At 44.2% G+C, this 25,770-nt stretch carries 25 protein-coding genes, 1 other RNA gene and 1 pseudogene; 13 read left to right on the top strand and 14 right to left on the bottom strand.

The features are described 5' to 3' along the window. Window positions 1-6: 6 nt before the first annotated feature. The 5 genes from MED222_RS07700 to metK all read right to left on the bottom strand — a co-directional run bounded on the left by MED222_RS07700 (window position 7) and on the right by metK (window position 4,571). On the bottom strand, window positions 7-471 hold the full coding sequence (locus tag MED222_RS07700) for a phosphoglycerate mutase family protein (RefSeq protein WP_009847680.1): 465 nt from the start codon (window positions 469-471) through the stop codon (window positions 7-9). Further along, on the bottom strand, window positions 461-1,519 hold the full coding sequence (locus MED222_RS07705; RefSeq protein WP_032555273.1) for a FecCD family ABC transporter permease: 1,059 nt from the start codon (window positions 1,517-1,519) through the stop codon (window positions 461-463). The genes MED222_RS07700 and MED222_RS07705 overlap by 11 nt, the downstream gene beginning before the upstream one ends. After that, complete coding sequence (locus MED222_RS07710; RefSeq protein ID WP_009847678.1) at window positions 1,473-2,417, bottom strand: ABC transporter substrate-binding protein; 945 nt, start codon at window positions 2,415-2,417, stop codon at window positions 1,473-1,475. Before MED222_RS07710 ends, MED222_RS07705 begins: the two co-directional genes overlap by 47 nt. Next, on the bottom strand, window positions 2,414-3,172 hold the full coding sequence (locus MED222_RS07715) for an ABC transporter ATP-binding protein (RefSeq protein WP_009847677.1): 759 nt from the start codon (window positions 3,170-3,172) through the stop codon (window positions 2,414-2,416). Before MED222_RS07715 ends, MED222_RS07710 begins: the two co-directional genes overlap by 4 nt. A gap of 247 nt (window positions 3,173-3,419) precedes the next feature. After that, window positions 3,420-4,571 (bottom strand): methionine adenosyltransferase, encoded by a 1,152-nt coding sequence (gene metK / locus MED222_RS07720; RefSeq protein WP_009847676.1) that lies wholly within the window; start codon window positions 4,569-4,571, stop codon window positions 3,420-3,422. Between the two features lie 377 nt (window positions 4,572-4,948). Here metK and tkt point away from each other — a divergent pair, with 377 nt between their 5' ends. From tkt to mscS, 6 genes are all read left to right on the top strand, one after another. Beyond that, window positions 4,949-6,943, top strand: coding sequence for a transketolase (tkt, locus tag MED222_RS07725; protein ID WP_009847675.1), 1,995 nt, complete (start codon window positions 4,949-4,951; stop codon window positions 6,941-6,943). Between the two features lie 67 nt (window positions 6,944-7,010). Beyond that, window positions 7,011-8,207: a glycosyltransferase family 87 protein gene (locus tag MED222_RS07730; RefSeq protein WP_009847674.1), complete on the top strand. Its 1,197-nt coding sequence runs from the start codon at window positions 7,011-7,013 to the stop codon at window positions 8,205-8,207. A 123-nt stretch (window positions 8,208-8,330) separates the two neighbouring features. Continuing rightward, window positions 8,331-9,380 (top strand): erythrose-4-phosphate dehydrogenase, encoded by a 1,050-nt coding sequence (gene epd / locus MED222_RS07735; protein ID WP_009847673.1) that lies wholly within the window; start codon window positions 8,331-8,333, stop codon window positions 9,378-9,380. A gap of 166 nt (window positions 9,381-9,546) precedes the next feature. Then, entirely contained in the window at window positions 9,547-10,710 is a 1,164-nt protein-coding gene (locus MED222_RS07740) for a phosphoglycerate kinase (RefSeq protein WP_009847672.1), read from the top strand. Window positions 10,711-10,865: 155 nt separating this feature from the next. Beyond that, complete coding sequence (gene fbaA, locus MED222_RS07745) at window positions 10,866-11,942, top strand: class II fructose-bisphosphate aldolase (protein WP_009847671.1); 1,077 nt, start codon at window positions 10,866-10,868, stop codon at window positions 11,940-11,942. Between the two features lie 376 nt (window positions 11,943-12,318). Then, the gene (gene mscS / locus MED222_RS07750; RefSeq protein ID WP_009847670.1) at window positions 12,319-13,185 is read left to right on the top strand and encodes a small-conductance mechanosensitive channel MscS; all 867 of its coding nucleotides are present in this window, start codon (window positions 12,319-12,321) and stop codon (window positions 13,183-13,185) included. 114 nt (window positions 13,186-13,299) lie between these two features. On the opposite strand, the gene MED222_RS07755 is transcribed toward mscS, so the two are convergent. After that, complete coding sequence (locus MED222_RS07755) at window positions 13,300-13,929, bottom strand: LysE/ArgO family amino acid transporter (protein WP_009847669.1); 630 nt, start codon at window positions 13,927-13,929, stop codon at window positions 13,300-13,302. A gap of 142 nt (window positions 13,930-14,071) precedes the next feature. On the opposite strand from MED222_RS07755, the gene MED222_RS07760 reads away from it, so the two are divergent. Further along, a complete protein-coding gene (locus MED222_RS07760; RefSeq protein WP_009847668.1) occupies window positions 14,072-14,968 on the top strand; it encodes a LysR family transcriptional regulator ArgP in 897 nt (298 codons plus the stop codon). Window positions 14,969-15,078: 110 nt separating this feature from the next. Then, complete coding sequence (locus MED222_RS07765) at window positions 15,079-15,792, top strand: oxidative stress defense protein (protein WP_009847667.1); 714 nt, start codon at window positions 15,079-15,081, stop codon at window positions 15,790-15,792. 111 nt (window positions 15,793-15,903) lie between these two features. Here the strand turns inward: MED222_RS07765 and serA are convergent. The 5 genes and pseudogenes from serA to zapA all read right to left on the bottom strand — a co-directional run bounded on the left by serA (window position 15,904) and on the right by zapA (window position 19,283). Further along, a pseudogene (gene serA / locus MED222_RS21555) lies at window positions 15,904-17,132 on the bottom strand (phosphoglycerate dehydrogenase). Between the two features lie 261 nt (window positions 17,133-17,393). Beyond that, window positions 17,394-18,050: a ribose-5-phosphate isomerase RpiA gene (gene rpiA, locus MED222_RS07770; RefSeq protein WP_009847664.1), complete on the bottom strand. Its 657-nt coding sequence runs from the start codon at window positions 18,048-18,050 to the stop codon at window positions 17,394-17,396. 124 nt (window positions 18,051-18,174) lie between these two features. Continuing rightward, window positions 18,175-18,774, bottom strand: coding sequence for a 5-formyltetrahydrofolate cyclo-ligase (locus MED222_RS07775; protein WP_009847663.1), 600 nt, complete (start codon window positions 18,772-18,774; stop codon window positions 18,175-18,177). A gap of 6 nt (window positions 18,775-18,780) precedes the next feature. Beyond that, window positions 18,781-18,963, bottom strand: a non-coding RNA gene (gene ssrS, locus MED222_RS22050) — 6S RNA. Between the two features lie 11 nt (window positions 18,964-18,974). After that, window positions 18,975-19,283: a cell division protein ZapA gene (gene zapA, locus MED222_RS07780; RefSeq protein ID WP_004735366.1), complete on the bottom strand. Its 309-nt coding sequence runs from the start codon at window positions 19,281-19,283 to the stop codon at window positions 18,975-18,977. 307 nt (window positions 19,284-19,590) lie between these two features. Between zapA and MED222_RS07785 the strand changes: the two genes are divergently transcribed. Genes MED222_RS07785 through MED222_RS07795 form a run of 3 tightly spaced genes read left to right on the top strand, consistent with a single transcriptional unit; the run spans window position 19,591 to window position 22,604 of the window. Next, complete coding sequence (locus MED222_RS07785) at window positions 19,591-20,166, top strand: YecA/YgfB family protein (RefSeq protein WP_004735367.1); 576 nt, start codon at window positions 19,591-19,593, stop codon at window positions 20,164-20,166. 24 nt (window positions 20,167-20,190) lie between these two features. Then, entirely contained in the window at window positions 20,191-21,369 is a 1,179-nt protein-coding gene (ubiH, locus tag MED222_RS07790; RefSeq protein WP_009847662.1) for a 2-octaprenyl-6-methoxyphenyl hydroxylase, read from the top strand. A gap of 11 nt (window positions 21,370-21,380) precedes the next feature. Next, window positions 21,381-22,604, top strand: a complete 1,224-nt coding sequence (locus MED222_RS07795) for an FAD-dependent 2-octaprenylphenol hydroxylase (RefSeq protein ID WP_009847661.1) — start codon at window positions 21,381-21,383, stop codon at window positions 22,602-22,604. 127 nt (window positions 22,605-22,731) lie between these two features. Here the strand turns inward: MED222_RS07795 and MED222_RS07800 are convergent, their stop codons facing one another. The 3 genes from MED222_RS07800 to ygfZ all read right to left on the bottom strand — a co-directional run bounded on the left by MED222_RS07800 (window position 22,732) and on the right by ygfZ (window position 24,938). Continuing rightward, a complete protein-coding gene (locus MED222_RS07800) occupies window positions 22,732-22,938 on the bottom strand; it encodes a DUF1107 domain-containing protein (protein WP_009847660.1) in 207 nt (68 codons plus the stop codon). A 562-nt stretch (window positions 22,939-23,500) separates the two neighbouring features. Then, on the bottom strand, window positions 23,501-23,962 hold the full coding sequence (locus MED222_RS07805; protein ID WP_009847659.1) for an aminoacyl-tRNA deacylase: 462 nt from the start codon (window positions 23,960-23,962) through the stop codon (window positions 23,501-23,503). Window positions 23,963-23,966: 4 nt separating this feature from the next. Beyond that, the gene (ygfZ, locus tag MED222_RS07810; RefSeq protein ID WP_009847658.1) at window positions 23,967-24,938 is read right to left on the bottom strand and encodes a tRNA-modifying protein YgfZ; all 972 of its coding nucleotides are present in this window, start codon (window positions 24,936-24,938) and stop codon (window positions 23,967-23,969) included. 167 nt (window positions 24,939-25,105) lie between these two features. Between ygfZ and MED222_RS07815 the strand changes: the two genes are divergently transcribed. Together MED222_RS07815 and MED222_RS22045 are read left to right on the top strand one after the other, a co-directional pair. Continuing rightward, the gene (locus tag MED222_RS07815; RefSeq protein WP_004735374.1) at window positions 25,106-25,366 is read left to right on the top strand and encodes an FAD assembly factor SdhE; all 261 of its coding nucleotides are present in this window, start codon (window positions 25,106-25,108) and stop codon (window positions 25,364-25,366) included. Beyond that, window positions 25,314-25,754, top strand: coding sequence for a protein YgfX (locus tag MED222_RS22045; protein WP_332251964.1), 441 nt, complete (start codon window positions 25,314-25,316; stop codon window positions 25,752-25,754). The genes MED222_RS07815 and MED222_RS22045 overlap by 53 nt, the downstream gene beginning before the upstream one ends. Window positions 25,755-25,770: the final 16 nt, after the last annotated feature.

Here is a 25,770-nt window from a genome sequence, read left to right as displayed (position 1 = left end):
GTGACGTTATACTTCGATATCTATCCTGAGGATTTCTCCGTTGTTTGGTGTTTCTATTATTTGCTTTGGTGTCCCTAAACTGGCTAATGTTTTTATCCAGTCACCATGTCCGAGCAGCAAAATAGGGTTCTCATTGTTGTGGTGATGAGAAACTCGTTGGATCCACTGAATCGCCATTGTTCTTCGTTGCTGTTCTGAATCGAACTCACTGAGCTCCATTTGAGAAATGACGGGCACTTTCAGGTAGCGTGCGATGGTTTTAGCACTGGAAATAGCACGGCCTAATTGACTGGTGTAAATAGCATTGAGGGTCAATGATTTTTGAGTTGCAAGATAACGACCGACGTTATGCATCTGTCGTTTGCCTTTCATTGTCAGAGGGCTATCCAGTTGATTCTGTGCTTTGCCTATTCGATTCCATTCGGTTTCGCCATGACGAATCGCAATGATGGTGAAGCGTTCAGCTTTCATTACTTTTCTCCATCAGAATGGAAACAATGAATAGGGCGCCAAACGCGGTGGTGACAACACCAAGAGGCAGTTCTTGAGGAGCAACTAAGGTTCTCGCCAAAATATCACTTAATAGCATAAGCAAAGCCCCAATCAGCCCTGAAGTGATGAGTAACTTTTTGTGTAATGGGCCGATGATTTTCTTCGCGATATGAGGAACCATCAAGCCAATAAATCCGACAACTCCGATGATAGAAACAAAACATGCAGTTGCAAAAGCGCAGACAATAAAGACACCGCTTTGCAGGCGTTTTGTGTCTACGCCCATGGTTTGTGCTACGTCGTCTCCTGCAAGTAAACAATCTAACTGGCGATGTTTTAATATACCTAGGACTATCAAGGCGATAAGTCCAGCAAGCACAATTAGCACATTGTCCCAGCGTGCGTTTCCTAGGCCTCCTAGCGACCAAAATAGGATCGAATGGGCTGCTCGTTGATCGCCGTGGAAGACTAAAAAATTGGTCAAAGCTGTAAATAAGAATGAGATAGCCAGCCCGGCTAAAACAATTTGAGAAGACGCTTGCCCATCCACTTTTCTGACTAGAAATAGCACTGCCGAAGCCGAGATTATTCCACCGATAAAAGCGGCGAGTGGAAGTGTCCAAATGCCGATAGCGCTGCCGATGACTGTAATCACAAAGACTGCTCCAGTTGCGGCACCGGATGACAATCCAAAAATGAAAGGGTCGGCAAGATCGTTTTTTGTCACGGTTTGTAATAACGCCCCAACAATACCTAACCCAGCACCGCAAATAATAGCGATGATTGTTCTAGGTAAGCGCAGGTGCAGTACCACTTGATCTATCGGTGAGTCGATCTGTTGACTCATCGCCGCTGAAAAAATCGTAGCGACTTGTGCAAAAGATAGCTGAACGCTGCCTAAACTCAGAGAAAACATCGCTAAGAGGGCAAAAACAGAACTGAATACGCAGGTGTTCAGTGCGGTTCGGTTCAGGTTAGTACTAAGACTTGTCATGGATTTCTTGGATGCGCTGTGCCAATTTTTCAATTGCAGCTATGTTTGCTGGCCCGGGAGTAATTTCCTCATAACGCAGAGGAAGATATTGGGTGGTCTTTACCGCTGTGGTCAGCTTCATCGCTGGGTGCTGTTCCAAAAAGGCTTGCATGCCTTTAGCGCCTGTCCCATTTTGATAATCGAGAAGAATAATGACATCAGGGTTATGCATCGCAACTGACTCCCATGATGTGGTTCCCCAGCTGATATCCAGATCGTTCATTACATTGGCGCCACCCGCTGCTTCTATCATGGCGCTCACTGTCGCGTACTTTCCTGCTGTGAATGGTTTCTCTTCCCCTGAATCATACAGAAAGACTTTAAGCGGGGTTTGATTCTGGGTTTGCTGTTGAATCAATATTAATTGCTCTCTCCAAGTGGAGATAAGAGTTTGAGCTCTGTCTTGCTGACCGAATAAAGTCGCAAGGCGTGTCACGTCATCGAACATCTGTTCCATGTTAGCTGGCTGCTTATCTTTACGGATATGGCTGCAACTCTCATTAAGAATCAGAGTATTGATACCAAACTCTTTCAGAGAATCAGGCGTGACTGAGCCGCCCAACCGCATACCGTAATTCCATCCTGCAAAGAAAACATCAGGGTTGGCATTAACTAACACCTCTAAAGAAGGATATTTCGGTGCGAGCTCCGGAATGCTGCCCTGGAGGCGATTAAATTCAGGGGTCGTTTTGTAGTACCCGCTAATACCGGTCACTCCGATCATATTCTCTTCAAGCCCGAGAGAAAATGCCATCTCAGACATATTGATATCGTGAGTGATTAAGGTTTTCGGCGCTTTATCTAAGGTAAGTGTAGAGTCGCAGTTTTCTACCATAATTTGGGCTTGTGCGGACACGGTAAGTAATAAAGTTAATGCTGATAGTTTTTTCATGAAAGCTCCTGTCCTTGGTCGAGTTCAATGTCGAAAAATTTGCTTGTTTTCTGTGTGCGCTTATTGGTCGTGCTGATTAAATCGACTTCAAAGATCGGCTTAAGTTGATTGTGAGTTAGTAGTTCTTCTACCTTTCCTTTCGCGACTACCTGGCCGTGTTCCAAAATCGCAATGTGCGTCGCGAACTTGGCCGCAAGGGAAATATCATGCAGTGAGCAAATCAGTGGTTTTTCTTGCTCTTTCAATAGTGATAAAACTTCCCCTTGAGCACATGGATCTAGATGGTTTAGAGGCTCATCCAACACCAGAAACTCGGCGTTCTGACATAAAGATCGTGCAATATGCGCTCGCTGCCTCTGGCCACCTGAGAGCTGCCCCATTCTTCGTTCGAGGAAAGTATCGATCTTTAGTGCTTTACTCATTTGGTCAAGTGAAAAGCTAGAAGTGGCTTGATTGGAAGCGGTTAGTTGAATGTACTCTCTTAGTGTTAAACGACCATCCACTTGACTGTGTTGTGGAAGGTAACTGATTTGTTTTGCTCTTTGCTGGCAAGTTAACTTACGTAGCGGCAATTGGTTTATGACGACTTCGCCTTTGAAGGGAAGCAAATTAACCAGTGCTTTTAATAACGTGGTTTTTCCGGAACCATTGCGTCCAATGACTACCCAGCGCTCACCTTGATTAATTTTCAGATCGAGTGGGTGCAGTCGTTGAGTGTTTTGTTGTTGAACTGAAAGTTTGTGGCAAAGAAGCATGAGTTACTGAGAATGGTTTGTTTTTAACAAGTGCTATTACATTAAAATTTAAACGTTTGCGTAACATTGATCTCAGCACGTAAAATCCCCACTATTATCAAAATAATCTATAAGTTAACGCTTGTGCTACGTGAAAGGGTTCGGGTTTATTAGTGAAAGAATAGAAGAATAGAAGAATAGAAAGAAAAAAGCCTCTGAGAACAGAGGCTTTTAAAATTACGTTTCAGCTAAGCGTGTTGCGTAATGCTTACAGGCCTGCGAAGTCCGCAAGGATAGCTGCTTTGTCAGTTGCTTCCCAAGGGAACTCTTCGCGACCGAAGTGGCCGTATGCAGCAGTTTGCTTGTAGATAGGTTGAAGAAGGTTGAGCATCTCTTGAAGACCGTATGGACGTAGGTCGAAGTTTTGACGAACTGCTTCAATGATGATTTCGTGCGCTACTTTCTCAGTACCAAACGTTTCAACCATGATAGATGTTGGATCTGCAACACCGATAGCGTAAGACAGTTGAATCTCACAACGGTCAGCCATGCCAGCAGCAACGATGTTTTTCGCAACGTAACGAGCTGCGTAAGCTGCAGAACGGTCAACTTTTGATGGATCTTTACCAGAGAATGCACCGCCACCGTGACGAGCTGCGCCGCCGTAGGTATCAACGATGATCTTACGACCTGTTAGACCACAGTCACCCATTGGGCCACCGATTACGAAACGGCCTGTTGGGTTGATGAAGAAGTTAGTGTCTTTATTGATCCACTCAGCAGGAAGTACTGGCTTGATGATCTCTTCCATTACCGCTTCACGTAGGTCAGGTGTTGTTACTGAATCACAGTGTTGAGTTGAAAGAACAACAGCGTCGATACCAACGATCTTACCTTGGTCGTATTGGAACGTTACTTGAGATTTCGCATCTGGGCGAAGGAAGTCAAGCTTGCCGCTCTTACGTACTTCAGCTTGCTTCTTAACAAGAAGGTGAGAGTAAGTAATTGGAGCTGGCATTAGGATTGGTGTTTCGTTAGTCGCGTAACCAAACATGATACCTTGGTCGCCTGCGCCTTGATCTTTAGGATCGGCTTTATCAACACCTTGGTTGATGTCTGGAGACTGCTTACCAATTGTGTTTAGTACTGCACAAGAGTCAGCGTCAAAGCCCATATCAGAATGAACGTAACCAATTTCACGAACTGTTTCACGAGTGATTTCTTCGATATCAACCCATGCAGACGTGGTTACTTCACCGCCAACCATAACCATGCCGGTTTTTACGTAAGTCTCACAAGCAACACGTGCTTTTGGATCTTGTTCAATGATGGCATCAAGAACAGCATCTGAGATTTGGTCTGCAATTTTATCTGGATGGCCTTCTGAAACAGATTCAGAAGTGAATAGGTGCTTAGCCATGAGAGCTCCACTTTTAGTTTAGTTTTTAGTTGCAAATAGTTAAATGCAAATAATTTATGCCGTCGCAATCGAGGAAGCGCCGCCATTCAATACAGTATATTTTGTAGGTGTTTCTACATCTAGACGGCTATTTTAAATTCCAACGGTCGAATTACAAGCTCTTTTTTAGGATATGTCATAACTAAACGTTTGCGTGTTGATAGGGGGAAGCCATTGTTAAGTGGTGTAAATGATCGAAAATTGCGGGAAATGACCGTTAAAGTACCAGTAAAACGTTTGCAGTCGCTATAGTCGTTTGAGAGAATACCCGCGCTAATAAAAATGAAAACTTTAGCATCTATCTCTTTTTTAAATCGCTTATGTATCCAGGAGCAGACATGCCTTCTCGTAAAGATCTAGCCAATGCAATCCGCGCACTTAGCATGGACGGTGTTCAACAAGCAAACTCAGGCCACCCAGGCGCACCTATGGGTATGGCTGACATCGCTGAAGTTCTTTGGCGTGGCCACTTGAACCATAACCCAGCAAACCCAGAGTGGGCTGACCGTGACCGTTTTATCCTGTCTAACGGTCATGGTTCTATGCTGATTTACTCTCTGCTTCACTTAGCAGGTTACGAGCTTTCAATTGAAGACCTAAAAAACTTCCGTCAACTGCACTCTAAGACTCCAGGTCACCCAGAGTACGGTTACGCTCCTGGTATCGAGACAACGACTGGTCCTCTGGGTCAAGGCATCACCAACGCTGTTGGTATGGCGATGGCTGAAAAATCATTGGCTGCACAGTTCAACAAAGAAGGCCACGACATCGTCGATCACTTCACTTATGCGTTCATGGGTGATGGTTGTCTGATGGAAGGTATTTCTCACGAAGCATGTTCTCTAGCAGGTACGCTAGGTCTTGGTAAGCTGGTTGCTTTCTGGGATGACAACGGCATCTCTATCGATGGCGAAGTTGAAGGTTGGTTCTCTGACGATACACCTAAGCGTTTTGAAGCATACGGCTGGCACGTAATCCCAGCAGTTGATGGTCACGATGCTGACGCAATCAATGCGGCTATCGAAGCGGCTAAAGCGGACCCTCGTCCAACACTTATCTGTACTAAGACTATTATCGGTTTTGGTTCACCAAATAAAGCGGGTACGCACGACTGTCACGGTGCTCCACTAGGCGCTGATGAAATCACAGCAACTAAAGCGGCACTGGGTTGGGAACACGGTCCTTTCGAAATTCCAGCTGATATCGCAGCTGAGTGGAATGCGAAAGAAGCAGGCGCAGCGAAAGAAGCAGCGTGGAATGCTAAGTTTGACGCATACGCAGCGGCTCACCCTGAGCTAGCAGCTGAATTCAAACGTCGTACTAACGGCGATCTTCCAGCTGAGTGGGAAGAGAAAGCAAACGCAATCATTGCTGATCTTCAAGCTAACCCAGCAAACATCGCATCACGTAAAGCATCTCAAAACGCACTAGAAGCGTTTGGTGCTATGCTACCTGAATTCATGGGCGGCTCTGCTGACCTTGCGCCTTCTAACCTGACTATGTGGTCTGGTTCTAAGTCGCTTGAAGCGAACGACTTCTCAGGTAACTACATCCACTACGGTGTACGTGAATTCGGTATGACGGCTATCATGAACGGTATCGCTCTGCACGGTGGTTTCGTACCATACGGCGCAACATTCCTAATGTTCATGGAATACGCTCGTAACGCGATGCGTATGGCTGCTCTGATGAAAGTTCAGAACATCCAAGTTTACACGCACGACTCTATCGGCCTAGGCGAAGATGGTCCTACTCACCAACCGGTTGAGCAGATCGCTTCTCTACGTCTGACTCCAAACATGAGCACATGGCGCCCATGTGACCAAGTTGAGTCTGCTGTTGCTTGGAAACTAGCAATCGAACGCAAAGATGGTCCTTCTGCACTTATCTTCTCACGTCAAAACCTTGCACAGCAAGACCGTGACACTGAGCAAGTAGCAAACATCGTTAAGGGTGGTTACATTCTGAAAGATTGTGAAGGCAAACCAGAGCTTATCCTTATCGCTACAGGTTCTGAAGTTGAGCTAGCGGTTAGCGCTGCTGCTGAACTAACAGCTGAAGGCAAGAAAGTACGCGTAGTATCTATGCCTGCAACTGACGCGTTCGATAAGCAAGACGCTGAGTACCGTGAGTCTGTACTGCCATCTGACGTTACAGCGCGTATCGCAGTAGAAGCTGGTATCGCTGACTTCTGGTACAAATACGTTGGTTTCGGTGGCAAGATCATCGGCATGACAACGTTCGGCGAATCTGCACCAGCAGGCGAGCTATTCAAGATGTTCGGTTTCACTACTGAAAACGTAGTAAAGACAGCTAAAGAGTTATTAGTTTAAACAGAACTGTATAGTTAGCGTAAAAAGCCTCTATCCTAGATAGAGGCTTTTTTTTTGTGAGGACGAAATGGAATTCTCATCAGTTCAGGGTAGGCGCTTAATTTTTTGGTTTGCTATTGGGAGCATGTTCTCTCTTTATTTTTCTTATATCGACACGATAGACCTTCTAAAAGGGGAGCTATCTAGAGGACAAATGATAGGGCGAGACTTTTTACACTCATGGACAGCAGCCAAATTAGCGATGAGTGGCGATTTTTCAGAAATATATAATGTTAATGCTTTTCTTAATCACGCGCCTATCGCTGTAAAAGAAAGCGGAGTTGCTTTTAATTTTGCATACTCACCTCAAATGCTCGTCGTTCTTGCACCATTTAGTTATTTTGATTACGTATCGGCTTATATTATCTGGTGCTTATTATGCGTTCTGGTCTTTCTCCCAACGGTTCTTATCGGTAGTAAAAGTCGATTGGACGTCGTTGTATTCATTGCCCTTTTAGCTCCTACAACAATCATCAATATTACCTCTGGACAGAATGGCTTGTTGGTTGCAGCCCTCTTTGTTGGTGGATGTCGCTTTTTACCAAAGTTTCCCGTGTTGTCAGGTGTAATGTTTGGTCTTCTAACTATTAAACCCCATTTAGGTCTACTTATTCCCATCGCCTTAGTCGCTGGAGGGCATTGGAAAGCGATCTTAAGTGCTTCACTTACAACCATAATATTTGTTGGTTTTTCAGTTGTATTATTCGGAATTTCAGCATGGGAATCATGGTGGAGGGAGGGAGCTCTTGAATATGCTAAGCACTTTATTGAAGAGGGAGAGGGAATGGGTATTCTAATGCAAGTTTCCCCTTTCATCGCAATAAAGGAGAGTTTCGGGAGTGTAGCAGCAGCTTGGTATATTCAAGTTGGAACGATGTTGATGGCTGTTGGAGTTGTTGTATATGCTTTTCGAACGACAGTCGATTATTATATTAAGATGTTTATCCTAATCACGGCGACTTATCTCGTAAGTCCTTATCTACATAACTATGATATGGCAGCTTTAACGGCAAGTGTGCTTTTACTGTTAACAAAGTATGACATTACGACCATGACCCAAATTGATGTGAGTGTAATTATCGCTGTTTGGTTGATTCCTATAGTTGGTATGTATGCCGCTCTATATGGTTTGTATGCTACTCCTTTAGTTACTGTTTTTTATATTATCTTACTGACGAATCAAATTTTACAAGGGGATAAAGGTTGGACACTAAAAAGGAGCTAGCCCTATCTGTAATTTATTCAAGGCTAGGGTGATTTTTACTAGAGTGATGGATAGAGTTGATGCGATTTCCATAGGATTCAGTTATCATCTGTTGCACGAAATTTTGGTTAGATGTACGGAACTATGCTAAAAGTCGCGATAAACGGATTTGGACGAATAGGGCGTAATGTATTACGCGCTGTCTATGAAAGTGGCAAAAGCCAACAAATCAAAGTAGTAGCTGTCAATGAGCTTGCTCAGCCTGACGCTATGGCTCACCTATTGCAATACGACACCAGTCACGGCCGCTTCGGCAAGAAAATCTCTAACGATCAAGAGCACATCTATGTTCATCATGGCATTGGTGCTGAAGATAAAGGAGAGTTTGATACGATTCGTATCTTACACCTTGCTGATATTGAGTTGTTACCTTGGCGTGACCTTGAGGTTGATATTGTTCTCGATTGTACTGGCGTTTACGGTTGCCGTGATGACGGCCTAGCGCACATTGCTGCTGGGGCGAAAAAGGTGCTGTTTTCACATCCTGGTGCTAACGATCTGGATAACACCATTATTTACGGTGTGAATCACGACACTATTACCGCTGACCATCGAATCGTTTCCAATGGTTCATGCACGACTAACTGTATTGTCCCTATCATCAAGGTGCTTGATGATGCTTTTGGTATTGAGTCCGGCACAATTACGACCATTCACTCTTCTATGAATGACCAGCAAGTTATCGATGCATACCACAGCGACCTTCGTCGAACTCGAGCAGCAAGCCAATCAATCATTCCTGTCGATACCAAATTGCATAAAGGTATTGAAAGAATCTTTCCGAAATTTTCTAACAAATTTGAAGCGATATCCGTGCGTGTGCCAACGGTAAACGTCACTGCGATGGATTTAAGTGTCACAATTAATGCAAATGTGAAAGTTAATGACGTAAATCAAACCATTGTTAATGCATCCCAGTGTACATTACACAATATAGTTGACTATACTGAAGCGCCGCTCGTTTCCATCGACTTTAATCACGATCCCCATAGCGCAATCGTTGATGGTTCACAAACTCGAGTGAGCAATGGCACCTTAGTGAAAATGCTGGTGTGGTGTGACAATGAATGGGGCTTTGCGAACCGGATGCTGGATACGGTTCTTGCAATGCAAGCTTCAGAAGGCAAGAAGTAAGACCTAGAAGCAAATGTGTGGATTATTTATTTTTTATCTTGAAATAAATGCTATGTGTCCACATATTATTAGCAGTTAAAGCATTACCAGTTGAATAATTTATAGGCTTAGCAGGGTTGCTGAGTTTCCAAAACTTTATTTTTATTTAAATTTGAGAGGACAAATCATGTCTGTGATCAAGATGACTGACCTGGAACTTGCAGGTAAACGCGTATTCATCCGTGCTGACCTAAACGTACCAGTAAAAGACGGTAAAGTAACTTCAGATGCACGTATCCTTGCATCTCTACCAACTATCAAACTTTGCCTAGAAGCTGGCGCAAAAGTTATGGTTACTTCTCACCTTGGTCGTCCTACTGAAGGCGAGTACAACGAAGAGTTCTCTCTAGCTCCTGTAGTTAACTACCTAAACGACGCACTAGACTGTGACGTTAAACTAGCGAAAGATTACGTAAATGGTCTTGAGCTAAACGCTGGTGAACTAACTGTTCTTGAAAACGTTCGCTTTAACAAAGGCGAGAAGAAGAACGAAGAAGCTCTTTCTAAGCAATACGCTGCACTATGTGACATCTTCGTAATGGATGCATTCGGTACAGCTCACCGTGCTCAAGCGTCTACACACGGCGTTGGTACTTACGCTCCTGTAGCATGTGCTGGTCCTCTTCTAGCTGCTGAGCTTGAAGCTCTTGGTAAAGCAATGGACAACCCAGCTCGCCCACTAGTGGCTATCGTTGGTGGTTCTAAAGTTTCTACTAAACTAACCGTTCTAGAATCTCTTTCTAAAATCGCTGACCAACTTGTTGTTGGTGGTGGTATCGCGAACACGTTCATCGCTGCTGAAGGCCACAACGTAGGTAAGTCTCTATACGAAGCTGACCTAGTTGAAACAGCTCAGAAGCTAATGAAAGAGTGTGCTATCCCAGTAGCGACTGACGTTGCATGTGCTAAAGCATTCGACGAAAACGCAGAAGCTGAAATCAAGCACGTTTCTGAAGTTCAAGACGACGACATGATCTTCGACCTTGGTCCAGATTCAACTGCAGCTCTAGCTGAAATCATCGGCAACGCGAAAACTATTCTTTGGAACGGCCCTGTAGGTGTATTCGAATTCAAGAACTTTGAAGCGGGTACAGCTGGTATTTCTAAAGCAATCGCTGATTCTGAAGGTTTCTCAGTAGCGGGCGGTGGTGACACGCTAGCAGCTATCGACAAGTTCGGTATCAAAGCAGATGTTTCTTACATCTCTACTGGTGGCGGTGCTTTCCTTGAGTTTGTTGAAGGCAAAGTACTTCCTGCAGTAGCTATGCTTGAAGAGCGTGCTAAAGCGTAATTGATTTAGAAAGGCGAGATACGAATCTCGCCTTTTAACGTTTGCTGCATATCACACTTATTTGCTAGAATAGCGGAAGTTGTGAGCAAACGATTGCAAACTTTTAAACTTAAGTTTTTTATCTTAAAACGAATAGAATAAATAGGACTATTTCCATGTCTAAGATCTTCGATTTTGTAAAACCTGGTGTAATTTCTGGCGATGACGTACAGAAAGTATTTGAAGTAGCAAAAGAAAACAAATTTGCTCTTCCTGCAGTAAACGTTGTTGGTACTGACTCTATTAACGCAGTACTAGAAGCGGCTGCTAAAGTTAAGTCTCCAGTTGTTGTTCAGTTCTCTAACGGCGGCGCTGCATTCTTCGCAGGTAAAGGCGTTAAACTTGAAGGTCAAGGCGCACAAGTTCTTGGTGCTGTAGCTGGTGCAAAATACGTACACGCTGTCGCTGAGTCTTACGGTGTTCCAGTTATCCTGCATACTGACCACGCTGCTAAGAAACTTCTACCATGGATCGACGGTCTACTAGACGCTGGTGAAGAGTTCTTCGCACAAACTGGTAAGCCTCTATTCTCTTCTCACATGCTAGACCTTTCTGAAGAGTCTCTAGAAGAGAACATCGAAACATGTGCTACTTACCTAGCTCGCATGGCTAAAATGGACATGACAATCGAGATCGAACTTGGTTGTACTGGTGGTGAAGAAGACGGCGTTGATAACTCTGATATGGACGCATCTGAGCTTTACACTTCTCCAGAAGACGTAGCATACGCATACGAGAAGCTAATGGCTGTTAGCCCACGTTTCACTATCGCTGCATCTTTCGGTAACGTACACGGTGTTTACCAAGCTGGTAACGTTGTACTTACTCCAACTATCCTACGTGACTCTCAAGCATACTGTGCAGAGAAGTTCGGTATTGCACCTAACGCTCTAAACTTCGTATTCCACGGTGGTTCTGGTTCTTCTGAAGCAGAAATCCAAGAGTCTATCGGCTACGGTGTTATCAAAATGAACATCGATACTGATACACAGTGGGCAACTTGGGATGGTATCCGTCAGTACTCTGCTGATAACTTCGATTTCCTACAAGGTCAAATCGGTAACCCAACTGGCGAAGCTGCGCCAAACAAGAAGTACTACGATCCACGCGTATGGCTACGTGCTGCTCAGTCTTCAATGGTTACTCGTCTTGAGAAAGCATTCGCTGACCTTAATGCTGTAGACGTACTATAATTCTTTGAATTAAGTACTCTTTAAGTTTTAAAAACCCGCTCATTGAGCGGGTTTTTTTATGTCTGATAAAAATTTGTATTAAATATGTGAAAACCCTAGCCTACGGTGAATAAATTTCGTAGTCTTTTAGTTATCGGTATTTGCGTTTATTGGTAAGTTTTATTAATTCAAAAGCTTACATAAATATGACTTTGCAATCGGTCAAAGATAGGATATCGTGCCGAAAAACTGGACCTGGTTCAGTTTATAAAAAGGACTTGGCTTTAATTTACTTTTAACACAGTGACTTAACAGGAGTTAAACTGTTTATTATTGTTAAAGTAAGTTTGGCTTAAGACAGTTTAGCTCATAGCATATTATATAGAGGATGCACATTATGGCTGATAGTTCGACAGCGCTTGAGACTCCAATTGTGGATGGTTTATCTCAGGCCGAGCAGTGGTTAACAAATAATTCAGATCTATTTATCCAATACGGTGTAAACATTATCTCTGCACTGATAATTCTATTTATTGGTAACTTGATTGTTAAAGCAGTCGCGAATAGCGTATCTAAGGTTCTTGAGAAGAAGAAGATGGATCGAGCTGTTGTGGAGTTTATCCACGGTTTAGTTCGTTATTTACTGTTTGTTATTGTTCTTATCGCTGCACTTGGTCGTTTAGGCGTTCAAACTGCATCTGTAGTTGCTGTTATTGGTGCGGCTGGTTTAGCCGTTGGTCTTGCGCTGCAAGGCTCACTATCTAACTTTGCAGCGGGTGTACTTATCGTTGCATTCCGTCCATTCAAGTCTGGTGACTACGTGGAAATTGGTGGTGTAGCGGGTTCAGTTGATTCAATTCAGATCTTCCAAACTGTTTTAACAACACCAGACAACAAAATGGTTGTAGTACCTAACGGAAGCGTTATCGGTAGCCCAATCACTAACTATTCTCGTCATGCGACGCGCCGTATTGACCTAATGATTGGTGTTTCTTACAACGCTGATCTTCAGAAGACAAAAGCGCTACTGACTAAGATCTGTGAATCTGATGAGCGCGTATTGAAAGATCCAGGTGTTCAAGTAGGTGTTCACACGCTAGCTGATTCTTCAGTTAATTTTGTTGTTCGTCCATGGGTTAGCACTGCTGACTACTGGAATGTTTATTTCGACCTTATGCAAGCTATCAAAGAAGGCTTGGACAACGAAGGTATCGAAATCCCATTCCCGCAAATGGATGTACACATGAATAAAGTTGAAGCTTAATTTCTAGTTAGTTTTTATAGCTATTAGCTTCTATAAGGAAAGGCGGATAACTTAGGTTATTCGCCTTTTTTGTTGGATGAGTAAAGTTTGTTTGATGACTAAAGAAGAATAGGTTTACCCGTATTGCTCAATGAGTCCATTGGCGAGCACAAGTGCAATAGCGAACATCATGGTTGCTACTGCGATATCGATGCCTTTCTTAACTTTAGGTTTCGATAGCGTTGGACCTAGCTTTGCTGCGCCTAATGATAAGGAATAAAACCACACGAATGAAGCTAAGATAGTCCCCATCGCAAACGCAATTCTGTCGTTGCCTTCAAACTGCCCGCCAATGGATCCTAGAATCACCACGGTATCCAAATAGAGGTGTGGGTTTAATACTGTTACAGCTAATGCACCCAAAATAACGGTGCGCTTGCCACGAGCCAATACCTCACTTTTTGATTCATCACTGGTGCGCGTTTTGAATGCACTGCGCAGTGATAGCAAACCATATACCGTTAGAAAAGCGATACCGCCCAATGTCACAGAGGTAAGCAGCAATTCATTTTGAGACAGAATTGCTCCGCCACCAAAAATACCCAATGAGATAAACAGGGTATCGAGCAGGCTACAAATCGTTGCAGTCGTTAAATGATGATTGCGTTTTATGCCTTGATTTAGGACGTACGCATTTTGTGCGCCTATCGGGATTATCATACTTGCCCCTAGACCAAAACCTTGTAATAAAACCCAAAAACTCATTTTAACCTCCACTTAATTAACGATATTTACGTGCTATGTGGCGAAGATACTCCGACCCTTTAAATAAGTATAATTAATGATTTTAATCCATTATTAGAGTTGCTAATGTGGTATTGGGTTAGCTTAAAAAGGAAGCAAATTGATGCGTGGATTGGATTATAAATGGATTGAAGCACTGGATGCCGTTGTGAAACAACGTAGCTTTGAGAGGGCCGCTGAGCAGTTATACATCTCCCAATCAGCGGTGTCCCAACGTATCAAACAGCTAGAAAAGTGGTTAGCCCAGCCAGCGCTTGTGAGAGAAAACCCACCAAGGCCTACACCAGCAGGAAAAAAGCTGTTGGGTTTGTATCGTCGTGTTCGCTTGTTAGAGCACGAGCTTGTGCCGGAGTTAATGAATGAAGAGGGTACTCAACCACTATCTATATCCATAGCCACCAACGCTGATAGTTTGGCGACATGGTTGTTACCTGCACTGTCGGATGTGATGAAGTCTCGTCAAGTCGAGTTGAACCTCGCGATTCATGGTGAGTCTAGAACCATTGAAAAAATAAAAAGCGGTGAGGTTGCCGGTGCGATCAGTTTAGAGCCCCAAGCGATTCCTGGATGCAGTGCTGACTACCTCGGTCGTATGGACTATGTGTGTGTGGCGAGTCCTGATTTTCATCAGCGTTACTTTTCAGAGGGCGTAAACTACGCCACATTAAGCAAAGCGCCTGCGGTTTCTTATGATCAATACGATGATCTGCATAAGAAGTTTCTGCATGACCATTTTAACGTACCGAGAGACAGTGTGATCAATCATACGGTCGGCAGTTCAGAAGCATTTGTGCGCTTGGCACTATCGGGTGTTGCCTATTGCTTGATTCCTCGATTGCAGATTATCGAGGAACTAGAGTCTGGTGCTCTGATTGATATTACCCCTGGCTTTCTGCTGTCTTATCGCATCTATTGGCACCATTGGCAGCTTGAGAGTGGGGTGCTAAAAGAGGTATCCCAGGCGATATTAAGTTTTGCTCACAATCATTTACCTCAGTAAGTTGTTGGTTTTTTCAGCGTCAAAGTTCTGTTAGATGTGCACAATCAGGATTGGCTAAACGATAAATTACTCTATGATGGAAGGACATTTGTTTAGCATAGGTCTACCTAATGAAGTTTGTACCAAAGATGTTAGCAACGTCTCTTACTCTTACTGCTGCGTTGAGTGCTGTGAGCTTTCCATCACTGGCTGACTCTCCATCCTTTCCGCATATTTCAACAACAGGTTATGGTGAAGTCATCGCGACACCAGATATGGCGACATTCTCAGTGAGAGTGGTAGAGTCAACGATGACGGCTGAACAGGCTAAAAGTACTGTTGATAAAGTGGTAACGGGCTTTCTAAATAAGCTGCACCAAGCCGGCGTAGATGAGGCGAGCGTACACAGCTCTAATCTGTACCTATCTCCTCAGTACCATTATCCAAAAGATGGCAAACCAGAATTGGTTGGCTACCGCGCTTCACGTAATGTGAGCGTTCAAGTGAATGAACTCGCTAATCTCAATGAGTACATGGATATTGCAATAGGACAGGGTATTAACCAGATCGATAACATCCAGCTGCAAGTTCGTGACCAAGCTAAGTATCAAGAGCAAGCACGCTTAGAAGCGATCAAAGATGCGACATCAAAAGCTAAATCATTAGCGAGTGGTTTTGAGCGTGAGCTAGGTGATGTTTGGCGTGTTGATTACAATGCACAATCTTCTCAGCCTGTGCTAATGCGTTCAATGGCGATGGATGCGAGAACAGAGTCGAACTCTTATGAAGACTCAACGATCACCATTCGTGATCGTGTCAATGTGATCTATCAGATCGAAGAATAAGATAGCGCTATAGAGGCTTTTGGATCATGGTGATCTAATTACCTACGATAGGCCAAATACTAGAAAGGCTCTCATGATGAGAGCCTTTTTTATGCATTTTGAATGTGATGATTAGTGAAGAAGACGAGCACGGATTGTGCCTTCGATCTCTTTCAGTTTAAGCAGTGCTTCTTCAGAGCGATTCGCTTCCACGTCGATCACAACATAACCCATATCTGCTGCAGTCTGTAGGTACTGACCCGCGATGTTGATCCCTTCTTCTGCGAAGATGGTGTTGATCTGAGTTAGGATACCTGGGCGGTTTTCGTGAATGTGTAGCAAGCGAGATGTGCCCGTATGCAATGGCAGTGATACCTCTGGGAAGTTAACACTTGATAGCGTAGAGCCGTTATCAGAGTATTTCGCTAGTTTTCCTGCAACTTCAACTCCGATGTTCTCTTGTGCTTCTTGAGTTGAACCACCCACGTGAGGCGTTAGAATCACGTTATCGAACTGCATTAATGGAGACTCAAACGGGTCTGCATTGGTTTTTGGTTCTGTTGGAAAAACATCAATAGCCGCACCAGACAGGTGACCAGAATCCAGAGCGCCACACAGAGCAGGGATGTCAACTACCGTGCCACGAGCTGCATTGATAAAGATAGAGCCAGGCTTCATACGCTCGAACTCTTCTTTACCCATCATGTCTTTAGTTTCATTGGTTTCAGGTACGTGTAAAGAGATCACGTCACACTTGTTCAGCAACTCGGTCATAGTATGAACTTGAGTGGCATTACCTAGAGACAGCTTGTTTTCGATATCGTAAAAGTAAACACGCATACCAAGGTTTTCAGCAATAATACCCAGCTGAGTGCCGATGTGACCGTAGCCAATAATACTAAACGCTTACCACGAGCTTCGTAAGAGTTGTCTGCACTCTTTTTCCAGATACCACGGTGAGCAAGAGCATTCTTCTCTGGGATACCGCGAAGCAGTAATAGAACCTGACCTAGAACGAGTTCGGCAACACTTCGAGTGTTGGAGAACGGTGCATTGAAAACAGGGATACCGCGCTTTGCTGCTGCTTGAAGGTTGACTTGGTTAGTACCAATACAGAAACAACCGACAGCAACCAGCTTTTCAGCCGCATCAATAACTTCTTGGGAGATGTTGGTGCGAGAACGGATACCAATGAAGTGAGCATCTTTAACTGCTTCAAGAAGTTCATCTTCAGGTAGTGAGCCTTTGTGGTACTCAATGTTTGTGTAACCAGCGGCTTGCAGTACTTCTACAGAAGAAGGGTGAAGACCTTCTAGAAGTAGAATTTTTATTTTTTCTTTTTCCAGTGAAACTTTGGCCATTGTTCTCGTCCTTAAAATGGAAAGGTTGGGCAAATGCGGCGCACGTGCTACAAAATGGCTGAAAGGGGAACAAATTCACCACTTTGTTAGGAGACAAACGTTTTCCCTGTGCGTCTTCTGAACAATAAAGTAACAAAAAAAAAATGTTTTGGGTAAGAAAATTACGGAATAAGACATAATTTTACAGCAATAAAGCAAAAAAAACGGCGCCCTAGGGCACCGTCTGTAATGAAGTAACAGAAAAACTCAATCTTCTATTATTTATTCTTCGATTTTTGCACCTTCAGGCGTGCCAGTGATAACTACATCAGCACCACGGTGAGCGAACAGACCAACCGTTACCACACCAGCGATACCATTGATGATATCTTCTAGCTGTTTTGGGTTTTCGATCGCCATGCCGTACACATCTAGGATCACGTTGCCGTTATCGGTTGTGCAGCCTTCGCGGTAAACTGGGTCACCACCAAGTTTTACTAATTCACGAGCAACGTATGAGCGTGCCATTGGGATAACTTCAACAGGCAGTGGGAATTTACCCAACACATCAACTGCTTTGGTACCATCAACGATACAAATAAACTTATCAGAGATAGCTGCTACGATTTTTTCACGAGTCAAAGCAGCGCCGCCGCCTTTGATCATATCGCGAGAACCGTTAATCTCGTCAGCGCCATCAACATAGATGTCTAGCTTGAATACGTCGTTGCATTCGAATACTTTGATTTCTAGCGCTTCTAGTTTTTCAGTAGAGGCTACAGAGCTTGAAACCGCACCCTTGATTTTGTCTTTCATTGTGCCAAGTGCGTCGATGAAGTGATTTACTGTTGAGCCAGTACCTACACCTACAATGCTGCCTTCTTCAACATATTGAAGTGCTGCCCAGCCCGCTGCTTTTTTCATTTCATCTTGAGTCATGCCATTCTCCTGAATAAGGTCTTGCGCTTTGAATTAATCGTTTGCGTAATGATGAAGTTAACGTTTAGATATTGGGGTAACTTTTGGATATCGAGGTTAACGTTTGCGGCGCGATTATAGCGCTTTAATGGTTGTTTTCCCATTGCCAAGTTTTACTCGGAGTCACGATTTTAGGTAACGGAATGTCCCAACCTTCAATTGGTAAACGATCGACATGCTGGCAATCATGAGCCAAACCAATTGGCGTTGCGCCTTCACCCGTCTCGAACCATCGAGCCAAGGTGCGATCGTAATATCCGCCGCCCATGCCTAAGCGATGCCCTTGAGAGTCAAAGCCTACAAGGGGAGTCAGAATGAGATCGAGTTGCTGACAAGGTTTAACCAGCATTTGATTGAGCTGAGGTTCGACAATGCCGTACTTATTCAAAACAGTGGGTGTGGTTGGAGAGTAATGTAGAAACAGCAGATGTCCGGTAGAGAAGGGGTGTAATACTGGTAAATAAGTTTGCTTGCCTTGCGCCCATAACCATTCAATTAAAGGCTGGGTATCGAGTTCGCCATCAATGGAAATATAGAGGGCGATATGTTGAGCTGACTGAATCTCATCAAGCTGAGAGCACTGCTTAACTAAGTCTATACCGGATTGAGTTTGTTGGTCGCCAGATAAGGCATTGCGTTTGATACGGATCTGTTTGCGAAATTCGCTGCGTGTGAGCGTCTTCATAAGAAGGGATACCCCAAAGTGCCGTTGAGAATAGATGGCCCTTGAACCAGCGAGTTCAAGGCGGATCAGCAATGATTACCGTAGGCTTCTCGGCGGACCGAGCATGCTCAATAGCACTCAAGTACTAACCCTTAGGGATTGCTTATCGGCTCGGGGACGTGAATCCTCTGACAAACACTCCAGGGTAAATTTTGTGTACGCTATTGCTGTCCGTGCTTAACTTTACTGAGGACATCTGAAAGTGATGTCGTGAGCTGTTCCATTCGCTCGGTCAGTGCGTTTTGTTCATCATTTGCTTCAAACTTCTTGGTTTGTAATTCATAGCAAATGTTCAGAGCTGCGATCGTTAGCAGCTTCACTTCATTGGTTACCTTAGTACGTTCAGCCATCTCTTTCAATCGATTATCAAGATCGGCCGCCGCTGCAATCAATGACTCTTCTTGCCCTGGGGGACAATTCACTCGAGTCAGTTTTCCTAATATTTCAACGTCTACCGCTTGATTACTCATGATGGATGAACTCTTTAACGCACTATTTAAGGCTGTTGCTCTTTATCATTTTTTGAGAAAGAAAAAGTGCAAGTACCGATGAGGAAGCAATCTCCTCTGAGGGAGAAACTATAGGTAAACCGCTATTAAGATTCAAGCTTTTCAGAGTGACTGTTTGTAAATGAGAGCTTGAGCACACAGTAATTCAGCAAATTGAACAATTGGTAGTCAGTCGTCCTTCAATTGCTCAGGATCGACGCTTACCAGAATTGGGGTGAAGTGGTACGATTATACTATCGATATAAAGAATAACTGAGCGAGCTATCTGATGAGCGAAACTACTTTACCTGACTACCTAACGGTTGCGACTGAACTTCAATCGGCAAGCCTAGCCGTAAACCCTGCTGAGATGCATGGTTTATTAACGGGTATGTTGAGCGGAGGCTTAAACCTAGCAGATAAAAGCTGGCAACCACTTATCTTTGATTACACCAATGAAGGCATGGGGTGGCCAGATCGCGCATTAACGTTAGCGGAAGCTACATTAAAGGTGACGACCAGCGAAATCACAGGTTCAGGCATGGAACTGTCTATGTTGCTGCCTGATGAAGACGCAAGCGCAAGCTTGTTTGATTTGGCTGATGGTGTGTCAGATTGGATCAACCACTTTATTTCTGGTTTAGGCTTGGTTGGCGCTCAATTGAATAAAGCGTCTGACGGTACCAAAGAAGCATTAGCTGATCTTGAAGAGATGGCAAAGCTAGGCATTGACGAAGACGATGATATGGAAGAGCAAGCGCAGCTTCTAGAGCACGTTATTGAACACGTAAAAGCGTGTGCACTAACGATTCATGCTGAATTCGGTGCTCGCCCATCTGAAGATGCGGCTCCAACCATTCATTAATCCGCTTGTCGGTTTGAGGTTATAATGGCTCAGTATGATGTTGTAATTGCTGGTGGCGCAATGGCGGGGGCGACCTTAGCCCTTGCTCTGAATCACCTCAGTCAAGGTTCTCTATCGATTGCGGTAGTAGAGCCTTATCAGGTTGATCATCAAGCTCACCCAGGCTTTGATTCTCGTTCGATCGCTCTGTCTTATGGCACGGTGCAGATCCTTGATTCTTTGCGCCTTTGGCAATCTATCGCTCCGGTAGCGACCCCAATTAAAGATATCCATGTATCAGATCGAGGTCATGCTGGGATGACAGACATCTACAGTGAAGATCTTGCTGTTGATGCGCTCGGCTACGTGGTGGAGTTAGCGGATGTTGGGCGGATCTATCAGCAGAAATTAGAATCAGAAGCTGCAATTACGATGCTTTGCCCTGAGTCTGTTAGAACCGTTGAACGTGATGAATCGTTAACGACGATTGAGCTGACAAGTGGGCAAACCGTCACGACTAAGTTATTGGTTGCTGCTGACGGTGCAATCTCAACCTGTTGTCAGCAACTCAATATCTCATTGAGTGAGCATGACTTTGAACAAGTCGCTGTGATTGCCAATATCGTTGCTAGTGAGCCCCATCAAGGTCGAGCCTTTGAGCGTTTTACTCATCATGGGCCAGTTGCTCTGTTACCGATGAGCGACAACCGTTTATCGCTAGTTTGGTGTTTGTCACCGGAACAAGCACAAAAAGTGGTGGCCTTAAACGACAAGGAATTTCTTGAGCAGTTACAGAATGACTTCGGTTGGCGACTTGGCCGACTAGAGAAAGTCGGCAAGCGTGCGAGCTACCCACTGATTCTTCGCCACCGACAGCAAAATATCTCTCATCGATTTGCCATTGTTGGCAATGCTGCTCAAACACTTCACCCTATTGCGGGGCAAGGTTTTAATCTTGGCATTCGTGATGTGGCTTCTTTGGCTGAAGAGTTATGTAACCAACTGGATGATGTTGGGCGTTACACTGGTCTTGTTAACTTTAGAAAGCGTAGAGAACAAGACAGAGACACGACGATTACGTTGACTTCAAGCCTAGTTCATCTGTTCTCAAACGATTTTTTGACCGCTCGTATTGGGCGAAACCTTGGGTTAGCCGTAATTGATAACCTTCCACCACTTAAAGGTCCACTTTTGCGTCATACGCTTGGCCTAGTAGAAAGATAAGGTAATAAATAATGATGCAAAGTGTTGATATCGCGATTGTTGGCGGTGGCATGGTTGGCCTAGCGCTTGCGGCTGCACTGAAAGACAGCGATCTAAGAATTGCGGTCATTGAAGGCAGAGCGCCTAGCGAAGGGCTTAGCGAATTGCCTGATGTGCGTGTGTCGGCATTGAGCCGCTCGAGTGAAGTGATTCTTCGCAATCTAGGCGCATGGCAAGGTATCGAACAAAGACGTGCTGCGCCCTACCAAGCGATGGAAGTGTGGGAACAAGACAGCTTTGCTCGCATTGAGTTTGACTCAACACGCTTAGCACAGCCTAACCTAGGCCATATTGTAGAAAACCGCGTAATCCAATTAGCGCTGCTTGATCAGGTTAAGAAGCAAGATAATGTCAGCCTATACATGCCTGCAACGTGTAAAACGATGGCGATTGGTGAGAGCGAAGCATGGCTAACGTTAGACAACGGCCAAGCGCTGACAGCAAAGTTAGTTGTTGGAGCTGACGGTGCAAACTCTTGGGTTCGCAAGCAACAAGATATCCCATTAACTCATTGGGATTACGGCCACAGTGCGATTGTCGCGAACATCAAAACCTCAGAGCCGCACCATAGCGTTGCTCGTCAAATATTCACACCGCAAGGGCCGTTGGCGTTCCTGCCAATGCAGCCAAGCAAAATGAGCTCGATAGTTTGGTCTACGGAGCCTAATCGTGCCGAGAAGCTTGTATCAATGTCGGATGCTGATTTTAATAAGCAGCTAACGGCAGAGTTCGACTCAAAGCTTGGATTATGCGAAGTGGTTGGTGACCGTTTTGCCTTCCCACTGCGCATGCGTTATGCACGTGACTTTGCTGTAGAGCGTGTCGCTTTGGTGGGTGATGCTGCTCATACTATTCACCCATTAGCAGGGCAAGGTGTGAACCTTGGTCTATTAGACGCAGCAAGCTTAGCGCAAGAGCTGTTAACGCTATGGGCTTCTGGTGAGGATATTGGTACCAAGCGCAACCTTCGTGGCTATGAGCGCTGGAGAAAAGCTGAGGCGGCGAAAATGATTGCTTCAATGCAGGGCTTTAAAGATCTGTTTGAAGGCGATAATCCGGCTAAGAAGCTAATTCGTGGTATCGGTATGAAGCTTGCTGGTCAATTACCGGGTGCGAAAGATGAGATAATGAAGCGAGCGCTGGGGTTGTCGGGCAACCTTCCGGATTTAGCTAAGCGCCCCGTAGTACACCGATAGTCGCGTGAGATGGATTGCTGTTGATGGTCAGTAGCTAAAGTTGATAGCAATTAACGACATCACGAACACGAAAAAAGGGTTGGCATAATGCCAACCCTTTTTGTTTTTAATTCTTTAGACTATCAGATCATGCGTACGCGCAGCGCAGTTTCATGATTTCACTATTTATTTCTTTTACGGTTTGGAAGTGACGCTTCTCTGCTCGGTCTGGTAGTACGAGTTTACCGTTATCAAACTCAAATTTACCTACGCCGTAAATGTAGATTCGTCCTTTGAAAAGTCGACTTACATGTTTAGCAATCATACTCGGTGTATAGCGCTTAAACAGTCTCATTTTTAATTATCCTTATATTTACCTAGCCTGCATATTATAGAAAAACTCCGAGATAATTATTGTGATAAGCATGGAGTAATATGCAGTAGAGTTGACGTTAATTAGATATTTGTGCTGTTCTAAGCACTTTCTTCAGTAAATATCTATTTTTACGTGAGCTCCTCCCCAAAATAGTACTGAGTAGTGAACTGCTACGAACTTTCCTGTCCGGTATTAAGCAGTGCTAATGTTACAAGTATAAGAATAGGCGGAATTTTTTTGTTTGTGTAATCAAATTGTAAATTTTGAACAAAAAAAAGCCCGTCTAAAACGGGCGAATAGTCACAGATGCATTACACAAAAGTGGATACTGATGTTACTCAGTGGATTCACTTGTACTGATTTGCTTAAAGGCTAGTCAGTAAAATAACAATAACGCAAATTCAACCTTGTGACTACTTATGCTTTTATTTTGAGTAACTATTTAAGGTGGGTGTGTTTTTCTTATGACGAAGTTCACACTAAAAATGTACTCAATGAAATATTAAAATGAAGTTTGCGAAGCATGATCTGTTCGAAACGTTCATCGACTGATGTCAGCGACGATCGGTGCACATAGTGCTATGAGATCATTGGGATCCAACGCAACGCCAGCCATTCGATCACCCGAGCTAATGGTAACGGTCGAGTTGCTCTGAATGGAAGGATCAAAAATGATCGGCATGTATCTCTTTAGAGCAATAGGCCCAACACATCCAGCTTTAAAGCCGGTGATGGCTTCAACATCAGCGAGTGATACGCAGGTCATTCGACGGCAATTCAGTACCGAGCGTACTTTCTTTGGATCGATAGAGCGATCGCCAGGAGTACAGGCCAACGCATACTGGTTTCCCATATCCTTAAGCAGGATGCACTTGACCATTTGAGAGGCATTAATACCTCGTTCTTGCGCTGTCTCTTCGATGCTGGTGGTTGGCTTGCTTTGCACCAACAGGCGATAGTCCACCTGCTGTTGATCTAACCATTGTGTAATCAGTGTTTCCACGTGGCTACTCTTCGTCAAGGCTGTAAGGCAGTGGCAGAATGTTCCATATTTGCTCAGGTTGCGCAGTCAATCGAAGCTGAACATCGTCATCAAGGTTGTTTGGCAACACCATCAAACCAATCGCCTGATTATCAGCAAATTGATAGACGTTTAATAGTCGGCCTGCACCGCGCCAGTTCTCACCTACGCTGCGCTCTAGTTCAATCGTATTCTCTAGAGACAATATATCTGAACTCGTTCCTGAAACAATGCGCATTTCACGCTTGTTCATGCCACGGTATTTAGCACGAGCAACTGTTTCTTGACCTGTGTAACAGCCTTTTGAAAAGCTGATACCGCCAATCGCTTGCAGGTTGAGTGCTTGAGGGATGTGTTCGTTTTGCTCTGCTTTCGATAGGTTCGGCTGAGCATCAAGAATTTCATGATACTGCCAAAGCGCTTCTGATACTTTTTCTGCAGTGCTGCTTGATACCAAGGCTTCTGCTGCTTCTTGCGTAACAAGTAGAGCCCAACGGTTGTCAGAGACTTGAACAGCGGTGCCACCAGAGATTACACGCACTTTACCTTGGCTTTCTGAAATTGAGTCAATGTATTGATCAGCTGACGCGCCCATCACACCGATAACAACGTCAGACGTTTGCTCGATATCAACCTTAGAGAATACGGCGTATTTTTTAATTTCAACTAATTCGATTTCAATTGCAGACTTAGGCTGCATAAGAGCGTAGCCACCATTGTGGTGGAACAAACGAAAGATACTCCAAACCTTTCCTTTCGCATCACAATGCGCGCCTAACGTGGATTCATCATTAGGAAGAGTGACGACATCGCACGTTACTTGACCTTGTAGGTACGACTTTTTGTCATCGCCTATCATGGTAATTGCGCTCCAATCTGACACGTGTGTCATCATCAGTTCTGGAAGCGATTCATTTTGCGTATGAGCGAGCGGCTGAAATGTGTTTTTCCAATCCATTTTATCTTTCCTAAGAATTTTATTTGGCTCTATGTTAATCCGGTTCTGTTTCTTTGTCAGCTTAGGTTTTTTTGTGAGCTTAGATAGGGACTGTGACTCACATAGTAGTTGCAGAGCGTATGACTTGTTACACTCCGAGAAAGAAAAATTATAGGTGAGGATAGCCAATGTACACTGCAGAGCAGAAAGCACGAATTAAATGGGGTTGCCGTCGTGGCATGTTGGAACTTGACGTAGTTATCATGCCATTTTTCGAAGAGTGTTTTGATTCATTGCAAGAGCAGGAGCAGCGTGAGTTTGTTTCTCTATTAGAGTGTGATGACCCAGACCTGTTTACTTGGGTAATGGGACACGGACGCAGTGAAAACCTAGGCCATGCTTCAATGGTTGATAAAATTGTCGCGCATAACCTCAGCAAGGTTCGTTAAGCTTCAGCTTAACCCTTCGTATTCCGCATTATTTGCAAAAGGCACTGTTTTTGGGTGCCTTTTGTTTTTCATCGTTTTCTCTTCTATTCCACTCGCTGTTGCCCTCTATTGTTTAGCTTTAGTGTTCAGTTTGTTTAAAGCCAATCATGTAATCTTGAATACAGCACATGGGTGCTTTGACTATAAAGAAGATGGCGAGTTCCGACTCAATGAGCAAGCCTACACACTTAAGTCCGTTGATAAGATCTGGGCGCAGTTCTTCGTTAAATTGCAGTTTGAGTGCGGATATTCAGTCTTGTTGTGGCGAGATAGTTGCAATGAACGTGAATATCGACACTTCTTGGCACATTTACAACGAGTCCGTTTGATAAACGAAAGCATTGGATAAACAAGAACCAAAGATA

Source organism: Vibrio sp. MED222, assembly GCF_000153005.1.
GTDB classification, from domain to species: Bacteria; Pseudomonadota; Gammaproteobacteria; order Enterobacterales; family Vibrionaceae; genus Vibrio; species Vibrio tasmaniensis_A.
This window is presented reverse-complemented; position numbering and strand designations above follow the sequence as displayed.